Source organism: Pseudomonas sp. TH49 (assembly GCF_016650625.1).
GTDB classification, from domain to species: domain Bacteria; phylum Pseudomonadota; class Gammaproteobacteria; order Pseudomonadales; family Pseudomonadaceae; genus Aquipseudomonas; species Aquipseudomonas fluorescens_H.
In genome coordinates, this window is record NZ_JAEKFL010000002.1 from 965,069 (window position 1) to 985,033 (window position 19,965).

Consider the following 19,965-nt stretch of genomic DNA (forward strand, 5'->3'; position numbering starts at 1 on the left):
AGGGGCGCCCTGGCTGTGAGCTATCTCTGACAATTCCAACAAAAGAGAGGCAATAGCAATGGGTGTGTATGACTACAAGAACTTCGGCACAGCCGATTCCAAGGCGCTGTTCAGCGATGCCATGGCGATCACGCTGTATTCCTACCACAACCTCGATAACGGCTTTGCCGCCGGTTATCAGCACAACGGCTTCGGTCTCGGCCTGCCCGCCACGTTGGTGACCGCACTGCTCGGCGGTACTGATTCGCAAGGGGTGATTCCCGGTATTCCGTGGAATCCCGACTCGGAAAAACTCGCCCTCGACGCGGTGAAAAAGGCTGGCTGGACACCGATCACCGCCTCGCAACTGGGCTACGACGGCAAGACCGACGCGCGCGGAACCTTCTTCGGCGAGAAGGCCGGTTACACCACCGCTCAGGTGGAAATCCTCGGCAAGTACGACGCCCAGGGCCATCTCACGGAAATCGGCATCGCGTTTCGCGGCACCAGCGGCCCACGGGAAAACCTGATCCTCGACTCCATCGGCGATGTGATCAACGATCTGCTGGCAGCCTTCGGTCCCAAGGACTACGCCAAGAATTACGTCGGCGAAGCGTTCGGCAATCTGCTCAATGACGTGGTGGCGTTCGCCAAGGCCAACGGCCTCAGCGGCAAGGACGTGCTGGTCAGCGGCCACAGCCTTGGCGGGCTGGCGGTCAACAGCATGGCCGACCTCAGCGGCGGCAAGTGGGGCGGGTTCTTCGCCGATTCCAACTATATTGCCTACGCCTCGCCGACCCAGAGCGGCACCGACAAGGTGCTCAACGTCGGTTACGAAAACGATCCGGTGTTCCGTGCCCTCGACGGCTCGACCTTCACCGGCGCCTCGGTCGGCGTGCACGACGCGCCCAAGGAATCGGCTACCGACAACATCGTCAGCTTCAACGATCACTACGCCTCGACCGCGTGGAATCTCCTGCCGTTCTCCATCCTCAACATCCCGACCTGGATCTCGCACCTGCCGACCGCTTACGGTGACGGCATGAACCGGATCATCGAGTCGAAGTTCTACGATCTGACCAGCAAGGACTCGACGATCATCGTCGCCAACCTGTCGGACCCGGCGCGGGCCAACACCTGGGTGCAGGACCTCAACCGCAACGCTGAAACCCACAAGGGCAGCACGTTCATCATCGGCAGCGACAGTAACGACCTGATCCAGGGCGGCAGCGGCAACGATTATCTCGAAGGTCGCGCCGGCAACGACACCTTCCGTGACAGTGGCGGCTACAACGTCATTCTCGGCGGCGCCGGCAACAACACCCTCGACTTGCAGCAGTCGGTGAGCAAATTCGACTTCGCCAACGACGGCGCCGGCAACCTGTACATCCGCGATGCCAAGGGCGGGATCAGCATCACCCGCGACATCGGCAGCATCGTCACCAAGGAGCCGGGCTTCCTCTGGGGCCTGTTCAAGGACGACGTGACCCACAGTGTGACGGCCAGCGGCCTGAAGGTCGGCAACAATGTCACGCAGTACGCGTCCAGCGTCAAAGGCACCAGCGGCGCCGATACGCTCAAGGCCCAAGCCAGTGGTGATTGGTTGTTCGGTCTGGACGGCAACGACCACTTGATCGGCGGTGCCGGCAACGACGTGTTTGTCGGTGGCGCTGGCAATGACCTGATGGAGTCGGGCGGCGGGACGGATACGTTCCTGTTCAACGGCGCGTTTGGTCAGGATCGGGTGGTGGGTTTTACGTCCAACGACAAACTGGTGTTCCTTGGCGTGCAGGGCGTGTTGCCCAATGACGACTTCCGCGCGCATGCCTCGATGGTGGGGCAGGACACGGTGCTGAAGTTTGGCGCTGACTCGGTGACGCTGGTTGGAGTGGCGCTGAATAGCCTCAGTGCCGATGGAATAGTGATCGCCTGATGCACCCGTAACCTGTGGCGAGGGAGCAAGCTCCCTCGCCACAACCCAGCATCAAAAGTGACTCAGCAGCCACACCCTGACTCAAAAGCTCTGCAAACAGCAGAAGCGGCCTAAAGCCAGCACGTGCCCACACGTTCTATAGCTAGCCGCCATCGAGTACAGGAGATTCACACGTGAGAAGGTTCAAGGGGTATGTCGGGATTGTCGGACTGGCGCTGTTATCGGCCAATGCCTGGGCCGATCTGCCGCCAACCTCGATTCTGAGCCGCTACGGGATCAGCACCGATCAACTGCCGAAACCGGAAAAGACCGAAGTGGTCGAGCCGGTGGAAGAGAAAAGCCTGTTTCAGATTCAGCCCGAACAGCCGTTCGTGACGTTTCGGCCGGGTGACGGCAAACAAGCGCAAGCCACTGGCAACCTGAGCATTGACCGCATGACCCAGCTGGATCTGGAGCGCTGCCGGCGTCTGCAAGCCGAACTGGCGCGTCGTGGTGAGCAGCATTTCAGTTGCGATCACAGCATTGTGGGCCTGCCTGCTTTCGAGTAACACACGGATAACGCTCTTCCTGTAGGAGCTGCCGCAGGCTGCGATCTTTTGATTTTGTTTTTCAAGATCAAAATCAAAAGATCGCAGCCTTCGGCAACTCCTACACGTACAGCAGGGTGTCAGTCTTCCTTGCGCACCGTCGCGACCTCGTCGCCGCGGACTCTCACCTTGGTCCCGGAAATATCCTCGAATTCATAGAAGCCATCCTTGTTCTTGGTTTTCGGCATGTCCTTGGTCAAATACTGGGTGCCGTTCTGCAAGGTGACCACCGTCGGCGTCGAGCAGCCGCTCAATGCCAACAGGGCCGCTACCGCCAGGGGAATACCCAGAGTCTTGATCTTCATACCCACCTCAAATACCTCATTCCATATCAATTGACCGACTTCGGTCTCTAACGCGGTTGGTGCCATCCAGCCGGGAAAAGTTCGATGGCACCCTGAAAAAATCCCGATTGCCGCTGCCACTGATCTTTTTCCGTTTGCACGCGACGGGGCAGAGCTGGTATCTGTACGCATAACCAGTATTCGCTCGCCATGGCCCTGAATTCCCGTGACTGCCAACCCGCTCGACGATCCGTTCTATTACCTCAACAACTTCCGGCAAGTGCTTGATTGGCTTGAGCTGCGCTATGCCGATGTGATGAGCGAATCCGAGCACGGCTTTATCCGCGACTTCAAGGCTTTGCCACGCGCCTCACAGGGTTTGCTGGTGCGCATGGTAATGCGCAAGGGCGTGCATTTCCGCCTCGGCAAACTCAACTACCCGGAAATCGGGGACATCAGCGACGCCGCGCAGCCGTTGCTGAGTCACGGCTGGCTCGACGATCAGGCGTTGTTGAGCGTGGCCGAAGTGTTCGACGTGTTGCTGAAGGCCGAACTCCTGCAAGCGTTCGGTGCTTTTATCGAACAACCCAAGGGCCGCAAGGACGACTGGCTGCCGGCGCTGGCCGAGCAGTTCAGCGCATCGCGCAGCCTGTCCGACTGGGCGCCGACGCTCGGCGACAGCTTGCTCAGCCTGACCATCATGGACCTGTGCGACCGCCTGCGCCTGATGTTCTTCGGCAACCTGTACCAGGACTGGTCGGAATTCGTCCTCGCCGACCTCGGCATCTTTACCTACGAAAAAGTCGAGTTCTGCGCCGATTCCCGTGGCCTGCGCAGCCGTGAAGACGTTGACGCCTGCCTGTTCCTGCATCAGTGCCAGCAACGCTTCGAGGCCGGTGAACCGTTGCAAACCATTGTCGAGCAGGTCAGCGCATTGCAGTTCGCCAACCCGTGGCTGCAACGGCGACGCGGCAAGGTGCTGTTCCAGATCGGCCAATATTGCGAGCGCATCACGGAGTTCGCCCTGGCGCTGAGCATTTACCGCGATTGCGCCTACCCCGGCGCCCGCCAGCGAATGATTCGGGTGCTGGAGCGCTGCGGCGAATACGCACTGGCGCTGGAGCTTGCCACTCTCGCCGAACAGGCGCCGGAAAGCGCCGCCGAACAGCAGAGTCTGCAGCGGATGCTGCCCCGGCTGCGACGCAAACTCGGCGGGCCACCGCTCAAGCGCGCAACGCCGCGCCCGGTCGAGCGCCTCGATCTGCAATTGCCGCGCACCGATCCGTCGCTGTCGGTGGAGTTTTATGTGCAGGCGCATCTGCACGAAGACAGCGGCCCGGTGCATTACGTCGAGAACAGCCTGATCAACTCGCTGTTCGGCCTGCTGTGCTGGCCGGCGATTTTTGCGCCGCTGCCGGGGGCGTTTTTTCATCCGTTTCAGCGCGGGCCGGTGGATCTGCTCAACGAAGACTTCCAGCAACGCCGCGCCGAACTGTTCCAGGCCTGCCTCGACCAGCTCGACGATGGCCGTTATACGGCGACCATTCGTGAGCGCTTCGTCGCCAAATGGGGTGTGCAGTCGCCGTTCGTGTTCTGGGGCGCCTTGAATGAGCAACTGCTGGAGCAGGCGCTGGCGTGCTTGCCGGCCGAACATCTCAAGCACTGGTTCAATCGCCTGCTGCTCGACATCAAGGCCAATCGCGCTGGCATGCCCGATCTGATCCAGTTCTGGCCGCAGCACAAGACCTACCGGATGATCGAAGTCAAAGGCCCCGGTGACCGCCTGCAGGACAACCAACTGCGCTGGCTGGAGTTCTGCCACCAACACCAGATGCCGGTCGCCGTGTGCTACGTGCAATGGGCGGAGCAGAGCGCTTGAGCTATAGCATTGCCGTCCGCGCGTTGTGCGAGTTCACCGCCAAGACCGGCGACCTCGACCTGCGTTTTACCCCTTCGCCGACTGCGCTCGAAGGCATGCTCGGGCACCGCACCGTGGCCTCGCGGCGCAGCGACAAGTACCAGAGCGAGGTGGCGCTGGAAGGCGAGTTTCTGCAATTGAAAGTCAGGGGCAGGGCGGACGGCTACGATCCGGCGCAGAACTGTCTGGAAGAAGTCAAAACCTATCGCGGCGACCTCAGCAAACAACCGCCAAACCATCGCCAGTTGCATTGGGCGCAGGCGAAAGTCTACGGCTGGCTGATGTGCCGCAAGCTCGAGCTTGAGCAGATCAATCTGGCGCTGGTGTATTTCGACATCGTCAGCGAGAAGGAAACCTGTCTGGTCGAGGCCTTCACTGCGCCAGTCTTGCAAGACTTTTTCGAACAACAATGCCGGTTGTTCCTGAACTGGGCCGAGCAGGAAATGGCCCATCGCGAGGCGCGCAATCGGGCCGCGCAGCAATTGAGCTTTCCCCACGCCGACTTTCGCCCCGGCCAGCGGCATCTGGCCGAATCGGTGTTCAAAGCGGTCAGCACCGGCCGTTGCCTGATGGCGCAGGCGCCCACCGGGATCGGTAAAACCCTCGGCACGCTGTTCCCGATGCTCAAGGCTTTGGCGCCGCAGCAACTGGACAAGGTGTTGTTCCTGACCGCCAAGACCCCGGGGCGCAAACTGGCGCTGGATGCCAGTCAGGTGTTGTTCGATCAGTCTGAACGCTTGCCGTTGCGGGTGCTGGAGATGGTCGCCCGCGACAAGGCCTGCGAACACCCGGACAAAGCCTGTCACGGCGAGTCCTGCCCGTTGGCCCAGGGCTTCTATGACCGCCTGCCCGCCGCCCGTGAAGCGGCCAGCCGGATCAATCTGCTGGATCAGGCGGCGATGCGCGAAGTGGCTCGCCAGCACACGGTTTGCCCGTACTACCTGAGCCAGGAAATGGCCCGTTGGGCCGACGTGGTGGTGGCGGACTACAACTATTACTTCGATTTCAGTGCGTTACTGTTCGGTCTGGCCCAGCTCAATCAGTGGAAAGTCGCGGTGCTGGTGGATGAAGCGCACAACCTGGTCGAGCGCGGACGTTCGATGTACAGCGCCAGTCTCGATCAGGCCGCGCTGGCCAGTGTGCGCAAGACGGCCCCCGAGGTGCTGAAAAAATCCCTGCAACGGGTCAACCGCGAATGGAACGCGCTGCATCAGCCGCAACTGGCGCCGTATCAGGCCTACGACAAGGCTCCGGAAAAACTGCTGCAAGCGGTGTCCCTGTGCAGCGCGGCCATTGGCGATTACCTCAACGACCATCCGCAGGGACTCGACAGCGCGCTGCAAACCTTCTACTTCGACATGCTGCAGTTCGGCCGGGTAGCGGAGCTGTTCGACGAGCATTACCTGTTTGACATCAGCAAACGTGACCTCGAGCGCAAACGGCCGCTGTCGCAGCTGTGCCTGCGCAATGTGGTGCCGGCAGCGTTCATCGGCCCGCGCCTGAAAGCGGCGCGCAGCAGCGTGCTGTTTTCCGCAACGCTGAGCCCGCGGCGCTATTACGCCGACCTGCTCGGTACGCCCGCCGACACGGTATGCATCGACGTCGAATCGCCGTTCAGCGCCGATCAGTTGCAGGTGCAGATCGTCAGCCGCATTTCCACGCGCTTCAATCATCGGCAGGCGTCGCTGGAACCGATCGTCGAGCTGATCGCCCGCCAGTTCAGCGAGCGCCCGGGCAATTACCTGGCGTTCTTCAGCAGCTTCGATTACCTGCAACAGGTGCTGACCCTGCTTGCCGAACGCCATCCGCAGATCAATCTGTGGCAGCAATCCCGGGGCATGGCTGAAGGGCAGCGTCAGGTATTTCTCGATCAGTTCACCGCCGACAGCCAGGGCATCGGCTTCGCCGTGTTGGGCGGTGCGTTCGGCGAGGGCATCGACCTGCCCGGCGCACGGCTGATCGGCGCGTTCATTGCGACCCTGGGGCTGGCCCAGCTCAACCCGGTCAACGAACAGTTGAAACGGCGTATGGCGGCGATTTTCGGTGCCGGTTACGATTACACCTATCTGTATCCGGGTGTGCAGAAAGTGGTGCAGGCCGCCGGGCGAGTAATCCGCACGCGGCAGGATCGCGGCGTGGTGATGCTGATCGATGACCGCTTCGCCGAACCGCGCATTCAGCAACTGTTGCCGCGCTGGTGGGCGCTCGGTACAGACCCGGCCTCAGATCAAAGCGTGAATTGAAGCGCGTTTGCACCTTCCCATGGCGCTGGATTGCCGCATACTTGCGCTAATGAAAACCAGCGGTGAACCTGATGAGTGACAACCCGAGCAAAACTGCCGCGATCGAGGAGATGCGTTTCCGTCTGCTGATCGATGCGGTGGTCGATTATGCGATTTACATGATCGACCCGGACGGCATCATCACCAGCTGGAACTCCGGTGCCAAACGCTTCAAGGGCTACGAAGAGGCGGAGATTCTCGGCGAGCATTTCTCGCGCTTCTATACCGCCGTTGATCGTGCGGCGGGCCTGCCGCAGCGCGCGCTCGACACCGCGCTGCACGAAGGGCGATTCGAAGGCGAGGGCTGGCGGGTGCGCAAGGATGGCACCAACTTCTGGTGTCACGTGGTCATCGATCCGATCATCGATCCCAACGGCAAACTGCTCGGCTACGCCAAGATCACCCGCGACCTGACTGATCGCAAGATGGCCGAGGAAACCCTCAGGCAAAGCGAGCAGCAGTTCCGCCTGTTGGTGCAGGGTGTCACCGATTATGCGATCTACATGCTCAGCCCCGAAGGTCGCGTGAGCAACTGGAATCAGGGCGCCCAGCGGATCAAGGGGTACAAGCCGGAAGAAATCATCGGCCAGCATTTTTCGATTTTCTACACCCCTGAAGACCGCATCGCCGGCGAACCGCAACGAGCGCTGGAGATTGCCACCCGCGAGGGTCGTTTCGAAAACAAGAGCTGGCGCATGCGCAAGGATGGCACGCGGTTTCTGGCACACGTGGTGGTCGATGCCATTCGCGGCGAAACCGGCACGCTGCTCGGGTTTGCCAAGATCACCCGCGATGTCACCGAAGCCCATGAGTCGCAACTGGCTCTGGAGAAAACCCGTGAAGCGCTGTTCCAGGCACAGAAGATGCAGGCCATCGGTCAGCTCAGTGGCGGCATCGCCCATGACTTCAACAATTTGCTGACGGTGATTCTCGGCAATCTGGAGATTCTTCAGAAGCGCATCGGTGAAGACCCGAAAAACAGTCGGCTGCTGGAAAACGCCACGCAGGGTGCATTGCGTGGCGTGTCGCTGACCCAGCGCATGCTGGCCTTTGCCCGACGGCAGGAACTCAAGACCGAACCGGTCGATATTCCGCAACTGGTGCAAGGCATCACCGGGCTGTTGCGCAGTTCGATTGGACCGGGGATTCGTATCGAAACGCGGTTTCCCGAGGATCTGCAACCGGTGCTGGCGGACAGCAACCAACTGGAGCTGGCGCTACTCAATCTGGCGACCAACGCTCGCGACGCGATGGTGGACGGGGGCAGCCTGACCATTACCGCGCAGCCGGAAGTGGTGCTTGAGCAAAGCCACTCTTCAATGGCCGCTGGGCGCTATGTGTGCCTGAGCGTGATCGACACGGGTGAAGGCATGGACGAAACCACGCTGGGTTCGGCCAGAGATCCGTTTTTCACCACCAAGGGCGTGGGCAAGGGCACCGGATTGGGCTTGTCGATGGTGCATGGCTTTATCGAACAACTCGGCGGACGCTTCATCCTCAAGAGTGAAAAGGGCCGTGGCACCACCGCTGAACTATGGATACCGGTGGCGGTAGCCAGCGTGACGGCAAAAACCTTTTATCCGGCGGTCGAAGCGGTTCTGGTGCCACGCCTCAGCGTGCTGGTGGTGGACGACGACTCGCTGGTATTGACCAGCACCACACTGCTGCTCGAAGACCTCGGCCATCGTGTGGTCAACGCGACATCCGGGGCCAAGGCGCTGAAGTTGTTCGAGCAGGGTGAAGTCATCGATCTGATGATCACTGACATGGCCATGCCGCAGATGAGCGGCGCACAACTGGCGCATGCAGTGCGTCTGCTCAAGCCGGATCTGCCGATCATTCTGGCCACCGGCTACGCCGAACGTCTTGAAGGCTTCGCCGCGCAACTGCCACGTCTGCCCAAGCCTTTTACTCAGTTGAACCTGGTGGAAATCATCGCGCAGTCGATGAAATGAATCCGCCTGAACTTGTCCGTGGCGAGGGCCTTCTAAAAGGTTTCCCCGCCATGGAGTGCGCGTCCCTTGCCTCGCATACTGACCCAGCCCACCGAAGAAGAGCACCTGACCGAACACGACGCCAAGATGTTCGGCTCACCCAAGGAACGGCTGGATTTCTATCGCAAGGAAATCCAGTACGAAACCAGCATCCTGGCCAACCGCACTGACGCCTATCTGGCGGCTCAGTCATTTCTGGTGATTGCCTTTGCCTCGTGCATGGCCAACCTCAACCCCGAGTGGGGCAAGCTGTTTACGCTGGTGGTGCCGCCGTTTCTGGCACTGCTCGGGCTGCTCAGTTCGCTCAATGCGTGGCCGGGAATTCGTGCCGCGTACGACATCATCGATCACTGGCACTACAAGCAGAGCGAGTTGTTGCGCAGCGAGCCGATCATGGGCATGGCTTACGACGAGTCGCCGCTGTTCAGTGAAATGGAATCCAGCCATAAGGGCTATCGCAAGTCGCTGTTGTTTTCGGTGCGCACGCCATGGATCTTCGCCACGTTCTGGATCCTGCTCGGGGCTTACGCGGTGTTTATTCAGGTGACCAATCCCGGAGGCTGAACGCCGCTGTCTAGTCCTGAAATAGGTTTACACCTGTTTCAGTCTCAAACGCCCGATGCACCGCATCGGGCGTTTTGTATTTCAGGGCTAAGTGCGGCCGCTCCCGGTTGTAGATTTGCACCGATTCATCCACCATTTTCACTGCATCCGCCAGGTCTTTGGGGCGATGCAGCAAAAACTCAGTCTTCAAAATCCCATTTACCCTCTCCGCCATAGCGTTCTGATAGCAATCATAACCGTCAGTCATTGAGCACCTGATTCCATGCCGGGTATGCATCCGTTGGTATAAGTCGGAGCAATACTGGGCTCCGCGATCTGAATGATGAATGAGCGGTTGATCGGATTTTCGCTGACTAACAGCCTTCTGCAGCGCCCTGACCACCGACTCCGTATGCAGGCTGCTGTGCACATGATGACCCACGATTTTGCGTGAGTACGCGTCTGTTATCAGGCTAACGTAAGCGACACTTTCCCGCGTTGGGAGATAGGTAATGTCTGCGACCCAAACCTGCTCAGGTCTGCTGGCTACAACTTGTTCCGGGCCAGCTTTGAGTAGGTTGGGGTGACGGCGGAAGCGATGATGGCTATGCGTGGTTTTATGATAAGCACGTTTGCGAGGAACCAGCTCTCGCGCCTCTCGCAAGATAGAAAACAGGCGGTCTCGACCGACACGTAGCGTCGCTGCAGCTTCAATTAGCATCAGGTGGTGCAGTTTGCGCGTCCCAAGCCTCGGCTGGCGCCGACGCTTTTCCAGAACGAATTCCACTACCTGCTGGTCTTGGCAAACTCTCGCGTCAAAGGCTCGGTTGCGCTTGTAATACGCTTGGCGCGAAATGCCCATAAACAGGCAAGCCCTGGTAATGCTCAGGTCTTGGATTTGCCCTTGCGAGAGGACTTGCCGGGTCGCTTTTTTACGATGGACACACCGTAATCATTTTTCAAGACGTTCACGACAGCTTCAAAGAACTGGGCCTTCTGATTGCTCAGCGCCAACTGTTCTTCAAGCTCTTTGATCCGCTGTTCGGGTGTCAGCGGTAGGTTGGGGTCGGTCATCGGCCTGCTCCGCGGCGCTCGGATTGAGGCGCCTTGGCTCCAGTCCTGTCGGCCATGCTTGCGTAACCAAACCAGTACCGTGGACCGGCCTTGAATGCCAAAGCGCCGTTGAGCCTCTTTATAACTCAACTCGCCTTTTTCGACTTGATCTACGACTGACAATTTAAAAGCTAGCGTGTAATCGCGCTGGCTCCGCCTTTTTCCGGTATCCATTGAATCCTCCTGAAGATTGGTCAGAAGGTGTAAACCTTATTCAGGACGCGACACGCCCAAAGAAAAAGCCCGGACCTCGCAGCCGGGCTTTTTCTTGTGCGCTTTATTCGACGGTTTCAAGCTGCCGGCGCAACTCCTGCGAGTGATGCGGCGACATCGGAATCGGCGGGAAGTCCTCGTTGAGGACGCACAAGTGATCGATGGCTTCGGCGAACTTCGCATCGGCTTTGCGGCGCATGGCTCGATAGTGCTCAAACTGTTCGAGATCCAGATTGTCCGCCTCCAGCAACTCGTAAGCGGCGCGGTTGAGGGCGTGGGCGTCTTCGAACAGTTGACGATTGCGTTCCAGGGCCAAAGCCCTGCAAGCCTTGATTTGTGCCGGAGTCGAGCATTCTTTCATGACCGTGACCTTGTTATCCAAAGATTCCTATTCATGGGCTGCAAGCCGCAGGGGAACCGAACCTGCCGGACCCCGCCGAGTGCTTACAGCGAGGGGTTATGGTTGTGACTGCCGGAATCTGCAGAGGGATCCATTTATTTACAGAAAAAACTTCGATGGATTGCCCAAGATATTGCCGCCTGAAAAATCAGTTTTTTCGTTTTTGCCGTTGCTCATAGCGCGCCAGCAGCGGCTGAGTGCTGATGCCATGCAGCAAAATGCTCAACGCCACCACGGACAGGGTGATGTTGGTACACAGCGTCGCGACCGAAGGACTCAGGCCGTGGTTCAAGGCATAAAACAGATAGAACAGGCTACCGATCCCGCGAATGCCGAACCAGCCGATCAACAGGCGCTGACCACCGTCGAGCAAGGTGCCCCATGGCATCAACACCACGCAGGCCGGACGCACCACGCAGAACAGCACCGCGCCAATGATCAACGCCCGCCAGTCCCAATGCGGCACCAGCACCACGCCGAGCAGGGTCACCAGAAACACTTCCATGGCCCGCTCCACCAGGCTGCCGAACGAGAGCATGTCGCCCATCATGATCCCGGCAGCGACCTGACTGCTTTCCAGGCGTTCGGTATCACCGTGTACCGCGTGCTGCGGCTCGACGTTCTGATGGCCCACCACTGGTTGCACCAGATGTTCGGCGGGCGGTTGGCTGGCGCCGGTGGATTTGACTTCTTCCTGGCGCAAGCCAAGGCCGGCAGCGAACACTGACAGGAAGCCGTAACCGCCGATGGCATCTGCGCCGACGTAGGCCAGGGCAATCAGCGACAGCGCCAGATAATCATTCGGGCTCAGGGTGCTGTCGTCGTTACGGATGCGCAGTGACAGGGTCAACCGACCGATGCCGCGGCCCATCCAGTAACCGGTGAGCAAGCCGACCGGCACCGCCCAGAGCAAACCGTGCAGCACCCAATCGGTCAGCGCGCCGGGATGAGCATCGGCCTGTACCAGCAGCAGGCCGAGAATCACGAACGGGAACGCGATCCCGTCGTTCAGTCCGGCTTCTCCGGAAAGACCAAAGCGCACGCTGTCGACATCCCGTGCGTCGTTGACCTGCACCAGCGCGGCCAGCACCGGGTCGGTCGGTGCGAGAATCGCGCCGATCAGCAGTGACGGCCCCCAAGGCAGTTGCAGGCCCCAATGCAGCAATACGCTGACTCCGGCGATGGTCAACACCATCACCGGGCCGGCCAGCCCGAAAGCAATCCGCCAGCGCTTGTCGCGCAGTGGCAAACGCAACTTGAGCCCGCAGACAAACAGCGAAAACAGCACCGCCACTTCCGTAAGGTGTTCCATCCATACGGACGCGTTTTCCAGTGACAGTTTCAGCAGATCCAGCCCGCTCGGGCCGATGCCAATCCCCAGCAACAGGCACACGGCCGAGGTGGTGACCGGCATCCAGCGCAGGTAGGACGAGGTCAGCGCAAGGGTCAGCAAGACGGCGCCCAGCACCGCGACCCAGATGACAAAGCTCATGAGGCTTACAACATCGGCTTGCCGCCGGTGACGCCGTAGCGCTGACCGGTGATGTAACTGGCTTCATCGGAGGCCAGCAGCACATAGATCGGCGCCACCTCCACCGGTTGTCCGGGGCGGCCGAGCGGGGTTTCGCTGCCGAAATTCTGCACTTCTTCCTCGGGCATGGTCGAGACGATCAGCGGCGTCCAGATCGGTCCGGGGGCCACGCAGTTCACGCGGATTTCTTTCGGCCCGAGTATCTGCGCCAGCCCGCCGGTGAAGTTGGCAATCGCGCCTTTGGTGGTGGCATAGGCGAGCAGGGTCGGTTTGGGCATGTCCGAGTTGATCGAGCTGGTGTTGATGATCGAGGCGCCGGGGCGCATGTGTTTGATCGCCGCTTGGCACAGGCGGAAAATCGCGGTGATGTTGACGTCGAAAGTCATCACCCATTCGTCATCGGGGATTTCTTCGAAGCTTTCGTGGGTCATCTGGAACGCAGCGTTGTTGACCAGAATGTCGATGCGCCCGAAGCGTTCGACCGTCTTGTCCACCAGTTCCTGGCAATGGGCCTTGTGCGCGAGGTCGCCGGACAGCAGCAGGCATTGGCGACCCGCCTGTTCGACCCAGCGTGCGGTCTCTTTGGCGTCTTCATGTTCATTCAGATAAGCCACGACCACATCGGCGCCTTCACGGGCGAAGGCAATCGCCACCGCGCGACCGATGCCGCTGTCGGCACCGGTGATCAGCGCGATCTTGCCGGACAGTCGCCCGGAACCGACGTAGCTTTGTTCGCCACAATCGGGGTAGGGCTGCATTTTGCTTTGCGCACCGGGGACGGCTTGGGCTTGTGCGGGGAAGGGCGGTTTTGGGTAGTCGGTCATCACAAATCTCCGAGGTCTCAGGGCAGGTATGGGTGGTTGACCCGGACGGTTTGCCGTGAGTTCGATCGGATTTGCGCTGGTCTTTCAGACTTGGAAATGCAAAACCAATGTGGGAGCGAGCCTGCTCGCGAATGCGGTGTATCAGTCACCCTCTTTATTGGATGAAAGACCGCATTCGCGAGCAGGCTCGCTCCCACAGGGTTTAGGGTGTTTTCAGGTATTGCGGTTGTTCAGGGCGCGCTCCATGCGAGCGATGCCTTCTTCAAGCAACGACCGTGGGCAGCCGAAGTTCAGGCGCACGAACTGTTGGTGCTGATCGCCGAAATCCACACCAGCGCTGAGGCCGACCTTGGCCTGTTCGAGGAAGAACTGCTGAGGATTGTCCAGGTCCAGGTCCAGCGCCGAGCAATCGAGCCACGCCAGATACGTGCCTTGCGGCACATTGATGGTCACGCCCGGCAAGCGGCTGCGCACCGCGTCCACCAGCCAGTCGCGGTTGGCCTGCAGATAGGTTTTCAGTTCGGCCAGCCACGGCGCGCCTTCGCTGTAGGCGACGCGGGTGGCTTCCATGCCCAACGGGTTGACGCTATCGACCATGCCACAACGTGCATGGTTGACGCGCTCGCGCAGAGCGGCGTCCTGGATGATCATGAACGAGGTTTTGAGGCCGGCGATGTTGTAGGCCTTGCTCGCTGACATCAGGGTGATGGTGCGCTTGGCGATTTCCGGACTGAGGGAGGCGGTCGGAACATGTACGCGGCCGTCGAAGCACAGCTCGGCGTGGATCTCGTCGGAGATGATCCAGGCGTCCTGTGCCGTACAGATGTCGGCCACGGCTTGCAGCTCTTCACGAGCAAACACTTTGCCGATCGGATTGTGCGGGTTGCTCAGGAGCAGGGCACCGCCACCGTTCAGCGATTCGCGCAGGGTCTCCAGCGGCGTGGCGTAAGTGCCATCGGCCTGGGCGACGAATTCCAGCTCGACCTTGTTCAGCCCCCAATGCCCCGGTGCATGCCGCAGCGGCGGGTAGTTCGGCACTTGCACCACGACGTTCTGCTGCGGCTGCACCAGGGCTTTCAAAGCCATGTTGAAACCGGATTCAACCCCGGGCAGGAAGATCAGCTCCTGCGGTTTGACCCGCCAGGCGAACTTGTTCCACAGGTCGGCGACGATAGCTTCACGCAGATTGTCCTGCGCCACGCTGTAGCCCACCAACGGGTGCAACAGACGCTGCTGCAACGCCTCGATGATCACCGGAGGCGCGGCGAAATCCATATCAGCGACCCACATCGGCAACACATCGGCCGGGTAGCGGCTCCACTTGGTGCTGCCGGTGTTGTGGCGGTCGAATACCTGATCAAAATCGAAAGTCATGCGCGGTCTCGTGAAGGCGGGATGGGTCCTGGGCGCCATGATAAACCCATGACACTTGGGGGATACACAAAACCTGTGGGAGCGAGCCTGCTCGCGAAGGCGGTGTGTCAGTCAATATTTGTCTCAACTGACAGGGCCTCTTCGCGAGCAGGCTCGCTCCCACAGGTTTTTCAGGGCATGACCGATTGTCGCCGACGGTCGGTTTTCACACAGAACGTGTGGTCATTGTCTACAGTGAAAAAACCGGCAGGCATTCTGCCGTAACCGTGTTTGTCCAGAAAAAGCCCGGCTCAAGTACCGGGTTCCACCTGATCAGGAGTGCACGATGGATCTCAGCCGTCGTCAATTCTTCAAGGTCGCCGGTATCGGCCTTGCAGGCTCTAGCCTGGGCGCGTTGGGCATGGCCCCGACGCTGGCCTTCGCCGAGCAGGTGCGTCACTTCAAGCTTGCCCACACCCATGAAACCCGCAACACCTGCCCGTATTGCTCGGTCGGTTGCGGGTTGATCATGTACAGCCAGGGCGATGCCGCGAAGAACGTCGCGCAAAACATCATCCACATCGAGGGCGACGCCGACCACCCGGTCAACCGCGGCACCCTGTGTCCAAAAGGCGCAGGCCTGCTGGACTTCATTCACAGCCCGGGCCGCTTGCTGTATCCGCAAACGCGCAAGCCCGGCAGCAGCGAATGGATCCGGATCAGCTGGGATGAAGCGCTGGATCGCATCGCCGACCTGATGAAGGCCGACCGCGACGCCAACTTCATCGAGAAGAACGACAGCGGGCAAACGGTCAATCGCTGGCTGACCACCGGATTCCTCGCCGCGTCCGCAGCGTCCAACGAAGCGGGCTACATCACCCAGAAGGTGATTCGCAGTCTCGGCATGCTGGGGTTCGATAACCAGGCGCGTGTCTGACACGGCCCGACGGTGGCAAGTCTTGCCCCGACGTACGGCCGTGGTGCCATGACCAATACCTGGACCGATATCGCCAACGCGAATCTGATCCTGGTGATGGGCGGCAACGCAGCAGAAGCGCATCCGTGCGGCTTCAAATGGGTGACCGAGGCCAAGGCGCATAACGCTGCCCGGCTGATCGTGGTCGACCCGCGTTTTACCCGGACCGCTTCGGTGGCCGACTATTACGCGCCGATCCGCACCGGTACCGACATCGCCTTCATGGGCGGGTTGATCAATTACCTGCTGACCCAGGACAAGATCCAGCACGAATACGTGCGCAACTACACCGACGTGTCGTTCATCGTCAAAGCCGGCTATGGCTTTGAGGACGGCATCTTCAGCGGCTACGACGCAGCCAAACGCAGCTACACCGACAAATCCGGCTGGGGTTACGAGCTGGGTGAGGATGGCTTCGTCAAGGTCGATCCGACCCTGCAGGATCCGCAGTGCGTCTATCAATTGATGAAGCAGCATTACAGCCGCTACAACATTGATCTGGCGAGCCAGATCTGCGGCATGCCGGTCGATGCGATGCAGAAAATCTGGGATGAGATTGCCACGTGCTCCACGCCCGGCAAGACCATGACCATTCTCTATGCGCTCGGCTGGACGCAGCATTCGATCGGCGCCCAGATCATCCGCAGCGCGGCGATGGTGCAATTGCTGCTGGGCAACGTCGGCATGCCGGGCGGTGGCGTTAACGCGTTGCGCGGGCACTCGAACATTCAGGGCCTGACCGACCTCGGGTTGCTGTCCAACTCGTTGCCGGGCTATCTGACCCTGGGCAGCGATGGCGAGCAGGACTACAACGCTTTCATCAAAAAACGCACGCAAATGCCGCTGCGTCCGGGGCAGCTGTCCTATTGGCAGAACTACAGCAAATTCCACGTCAGCCTGATGAAGTCGTGGTACGGCGCCAACGCCACGCTGGAGAACAACTGGAATTACGACTATCTGCCGAAACTCGACATCCCCAACTACGACGTTCTGAAGATGTTCGACCTGATGAGTCAGGGCAAGGTCAACGGCTACATGTGCCAAGGCTTCAACCCGATTGCCGCGTTGCCCGACAAGAACCGGGTGATGGGCGCGCTGGCCAAGCTCAAGTGGCTGGTGGTGATGGATCCGCTGGCCACCGAAACCTCGGAGTTCTGGCACAACGTCGGGCCCTACAACGACGTGAAAAGCGCCGAGATCCAGACCGAAGTTATTCGCCTGCCGACCACTTGTTTTGCCGAGGAGGACGGCTCGCTGGTCAACAGCAGCCGCTGGCTGCAATGGCACTGGAAGGGCGCCGATGGCCCCGGCGAAGCGCAGACCGACATCCGCATCATGAGCGAATTGTTCCTGCGCCTGCGCAAGCGTTATCAGGCCGAGGGCGGCAAGTTCGCCGATCCGCTGCTGAAACTGTCGTGGCCGTACAAGATCCCGGACGAGCCTTCGCCGGAGGAACTGGCCAAGGAGATCAACGGCAGCGCCATGGCCGACTTCACCGACGCCAGCGGTGCGACGGTCAAGGCCGGCTCGCAACTGGCCGCGTTCGCTCAGCTCAAGGATGACGGCAGCACCGCGTCCGGTTGCTGGATCTTCGCCGGCAGCTGGACCGAGGCCGGTAACCAGATGGCCCGGCGCGACAACGCCGACCCGTATGGCATGCACCAGCATCTGGGCTGGGCTTGGGCGTGGCCGGCCAACCGGAGGATTCTCTATAACCGCGCTTCGGCGGATGTCTCGGGCAAACCGTGGGATCCGAAAAAGCGCCTGGTATGGTGGAACGGCAAGGCCTGGGGTGGCACCGATGTGCCGGACTACAAGGCCGATGTGCCGCCGGAAGCCGGGATGAACCCGTTCATCATGAACCCCGAGGGCGTCGCGCGGTTCTTCGCCGTCGACAAGATGAACGAGGGGCCATTCCCTGAGCATTACGAGCCGTTCGAAACGCCGATCGGCATCAACCCGCTGCACCCGCAAAACAAGAAAGCCACCAGCAACCCGGCGGCGCGGATCTTCGATTCGGTCTGGGAAAGCCTCGGCGAAGCCAAGGACTTCCCGTACGCCGGCACCAGCTACCGGCTGACCGAGCACTTCCACTTCTGGAGCAAGCATTGCAAGTTGAATGCGATTGCCCAGCCCGAGCAGTTCGTCGAAATCGGCGAAGTGCTGGCGAAGGAGAAGGGCATCGCCGCCGGAGATCGGGTGCGGGTCAGCTGCAAGCGCGGGTTCATCGAGGCGGTGGCGGTGGTCACCAAACGCATCCGGCCGCTGCAGGTCAACGGCCAGGTGGTGCATCAGATCGGCATCCCGCTGCACTGGGGATTTACCGGTCAGACGCGCCACGGTTACCTGACCAACACCCTGGTGCCGTTCCTCGGCGATGGCAACACCCAGACCCCGGAATCCAAGTCATTCCTGGTCAATGTGGAGAAACTGTAAATGGCCAGCCAAGACATCATTGCCCGCTCGGCCACCACCACGGTGCCGCCCTCGGTGAGAAATCAGCAGGAAGTCGCCAAGCTGATCGACACCACCAAATGCATCGGCTGCAAGGCCTGCCAGGTCGCCTGCTCGGAATGGAACGAGCTGCGCGACGAGGTCGGCCACAACCACGGCACCTACGACAACCCGCAAGACCTGAGCGCAGAAACCTGGACCCTGATGCGCTTCACCGAACACGAAACCGACGCCGGCAACCTGGAGTGGCTGATCCGCAAGGACGGCTGCATGCATTGCGCCGAACCGGGGTGCCTCGCGGCATGCCCAAGTCCCGGGGCGATCATCAAGCACGCCAACGGCATCGTCGATTTCGATCAGGACCACTGCATCGGTTGCGGTTACTGCATCACCGGTTGCCCGTTCAATATTCCGCGGATTTCGCAGAAGGATCACAAGGCTTATAAGTGCACCTTGTGTTCCGACCGCGTCGCGGTAGGGCTGGAGCCGGCGTGTGTGAAAACCTGTCCGACCGGGGCCATCGTCTTCGGCAGCAAGGAAGACATGAAGGAACACGCCGCCGAACGCATCGTCGACCTGAAAAGCCGTGGCTTCGTCAACGCCGGTCTGTACGACCCGGAAGGCGTCGGCGGCACTCATGTGATGTACGTGTTGCACCACGCCGACACGCCGAAGATCTACGCCGGGTTGCCGGATGCGCCGGCCATCAGTCCGCTGGTGGGCCTGTGGAAAGGCATCAGCAAACCGCTCGGCCTGCTGGCGATGGGCGCAGCGGTGCTAGCCGGGTTCTTCCACTACGTGCGCATCGGGCCGAACCGTACCGAAGAGGATGACCATCCGACGCCGCCCGATACCTCGGTGCATGTTGTCGATCCGGCGGTGCACACCTTCGATCCACGCGGGGAGGACCGGCCATGAGCAACAAGACGATCCTGCGCTACACCGCCAACCAGCGCACCAATCACTGGCTGGTGGCGATTCTGTTCTTCATGGCCGGGCTGTCCGGGCTGGCGTTGTTTCATCCGTCGATGTTCTGGCTCACCCACCTGTTCGGCGGCGGGCCGTGGACGCGGATTCTGCACCCGTTCATGGGCGTGCTGATGTTCGTGTTGTTCCTCGGTCTGGTGTTCCGCTTCTGGCGCGCGAACTTCTTCATCGACAACGACTGGAAGTGGATGCGCCGCATCGATCGGGTGTTGGTCAACGATGAAGAAAGCGTACCGCCGGTGGGCAAGTACAACGCCGGGCAGAAGATGCTGTTCTGGACTTTACTGCTGTGCATGCTCGGTTTGCTGTTCACCGGGCTGGTGATCTGGCGTGCGTATTTCAGTGCGTACTTCGGCATCACCGTGATCCGCTGGGCCATGCTCCTGCATGCGCTGGCCGGGTTTGTGCTGATCCTCAGCATCATCGTGCATATCTACGCCGGGTTGTGGATCAAGGGCTCGGTGGACGCGATGCTGCATGGTTGGGTCAGCCGCGCTTGGGCGAAGAAGCACCACGAACTCTGGTATCGCGACATCACCCGCGATGAACACAATCCGGACGTGCCGGAGCGACCGATCACCAAAAAGGGCTGAC

Annotated in this window: 15 protein-coding genes; 9 read left to right on the plus strand and 6 right to left on the minus strand. The window is 60.4% G+C overall.

Annotation, left to right across the window (positions count from 1 at the left end; genetic code table 11):
• Positions 1-58: 58 nt before the first annotated feature.
• Both JFU48_RS21865 and JFU48_RS21870 read left to right on the plus strand, forming a co-directional pair.
• On the plus strand, positions 59-1,912 hold the full coding sequence (locus tag JFU48_RS21865) for a polyurethane esterase (RefSeq protein WP_201137629.1): 1,854 nt from the start codon (positions 59-61) through the stop codon (positions 1,910-1,912).
• A 173-nt stretch (positions 1,913-2,085) separates the two neighbouring features.
• On the plus strand, positions 2,086-2,460 hold the full coding sequence (locus JFU48_RS21870) for a hypothetical protein (protein WP_003224993.1): 375 nt from the start codon (positions 2,086-2,088) through the stop codon (positions 2,458-2,460).
• Between the two features lie 119 nt (positions 2,461-2,579).
• Here the strand turns inward: JFU48_RS21870 and JFU48_RS21875 are convergent, their stop codons facing one another.
• Positions 2,580-2,804: a YgdI/YgdR family lipoprotein gene (locus tag JFU48_RS21875; RefSeq protein WP_103483478.1), complete on the minus strand. Its 225-nt coding sequence runs from the start codon at positions 2,802-2,804 to the stop codon at positions 2,580-2,582.
• Between the two features lie 205 nt (positions 2,805-3,009).
• Here JFU48_RS21875 and JFU48_RS21880 point away from each other — a divergent pair, with 205 nt between their 5' ends.
• The 4 genes from JFU48_RS21880 to JFU48_RS21895 all read left to right on the plus strand — a co-directional run bounded on the left by JFU48_RS21880 (position 3,010) and on the right by JFU48_RS21895 (position 9,541).
• Entirely contained in the window at positions 3,010-4,662 is a 1,653-nt protein-coding gene (locus JFU48_RS21880; RefSeq protein ID WP_201137630.1) for a VRR-NUC domain-containing protein, read from the plus strand.
• A complete protein-coding gene (locus tag JFU48_RS21885) occupies positions 4,659-6,944 on the plus strand; it encodes an ATP-dependent DNA helicase (RefSeq protein WP_201137631.1) in 2,286 nt (761 codons plus the stop codon). Before JFU48_RS21880 ends, JFU48_RS21885 begins: the two co-directional genes overlap by 4 nt.
• 71 nt (positions 6,945-7,015) lie before the next feature.
• Positions 7,016-8,938, plus strand: a complete 1,923-nt coding sequence (locus JFU48_RS21890) for a hybrid sensor histidine kinase/response regulator (RefSeq protein ID WP_201137632.1) — start codon at positions 7,016-7,018, stop codon at positions 8,936-8,938.
• 66 nt (positions 8,939-9,004) lie between these two features.
• Positions 9,005-9,541: a hypothetical protein gene (locus JFU48_RS21895; RefSeq protein WP_201137633.1), complete on the plus strand. Its 537-nt coding sequence runs from the start codon at positions 9,005-9,007 to the stop codon at positions 9,539-9,541.
• 10 nt (positions 9,542-9,551) lie between these two features.
• Here JFU48_RS21895 and JFU48_RS21900 read toward each other — a convergent pair.
• From JFU48_RS21900 to JFU48_RS21920, 5 genes are all read right to left on the minus strand, one after another.
• A protein-coding gene (locus tag JFU48_RS21900) for an IS3 family transposase (RefSeq protein WP_201135842.1) occupies positions 9,552-10,807 on the minus strand; the annotation gives its coding sequence in 2 pieces (ribosomal slippage) (positions 9,552-10,456 and positions 10,456-10,807; 1,257 coding nt in all).
• Between the two features lie 103 nt (positions 10,808-10,910).
• Positions 10,911-11,207, minus strand: a complete 297-nt coding sequence (locus JFU48_RS21905) for a hypothetical protein (protein WP_003224988.1) — start codon at positions 11,205-11,207, stop codon at positions 10,911-10,913.
• 187 nt (positions 11,208-11,394) lie between these two features.
• Positions 11,395-12,738: a cation:proton antiporter gene (locus JFU48_RS21910; RefSeq protein WP_003224986.1), complete on the minus strand. Its 1,344-nt coding sequence runs from the start codon at positions 12,736-12,738 to the stop codon at positions 11,395-11,397.
• Positions 12,739-12,743: 5 nt separating this feature from the next.
• Positions 12,744-13,601, minus strand: a complete 858-nt coding sequence (locus JFU48_RS21915) for a glucose 1-dehydrogenase (protein WP_201137634.1) — start codon at positions 13,599-13,601, stop codon at positions 12,744-12,746.
• Between the two features lie 213 nt (positions 13,602-13,814).
• Positions 13,815-14,975: a MalY/PatB family protein gene (locus JFU48_RS21920; RefSeq protein ID WP_201137635.1), complete on the minus strand. Its 1,161-nt coding sequence runs from the start codon at positions 14,973-14,975 to the stop codon at positions 13,815-13,817.
• 325 nt (positions 14,976-15,300) lie between these two features.
• Between JFU48_RS21920 and fdnG the strand changes: the two genes are divergently transcribed.
• From fdnG to JFU48_RS21935, 3 genes are read left to right on the plus strand one after another with little or no spacing between them, the layout of a single operon-like run.
• On the plus strand, positions 15,301-18,366 hold the full coding sequence (fdnG, locus tag JFU48_RS21925; RefSeq protein WP_201137636.1) for a formate dehydrogenase-N subunit alpha: 3,066 nt from the start codon (positions 15,301-15,303) through the stop codon (positions 18,364-18,366).
• On the plus strand, positions 18,367-19,302 hold the full coding sequence (gene fdxH, locus JFU48_RS21930; protein ID WP_201137637.1) for a formate dehydrogenase subunit beta: 936 nt from the start codon (positions 18,367-18,369) through the stop codon (positions 19,300-19,302).
• A complete protein-coding gene (locus JFU48_RS21935; RefSeq protein WP_201137638.1) occupies positions 19,299-19,964 on the plus strand; it encodes a formate dehydrogenase subunit gamma in 666 nt (221 codons plus the stop codon). Before fdxH ends, JFU48_RS21935 begins: the two co-directional genes overlap by 4 nt.
• Position 19,965 lies beyond the last annotated feature (1 nt).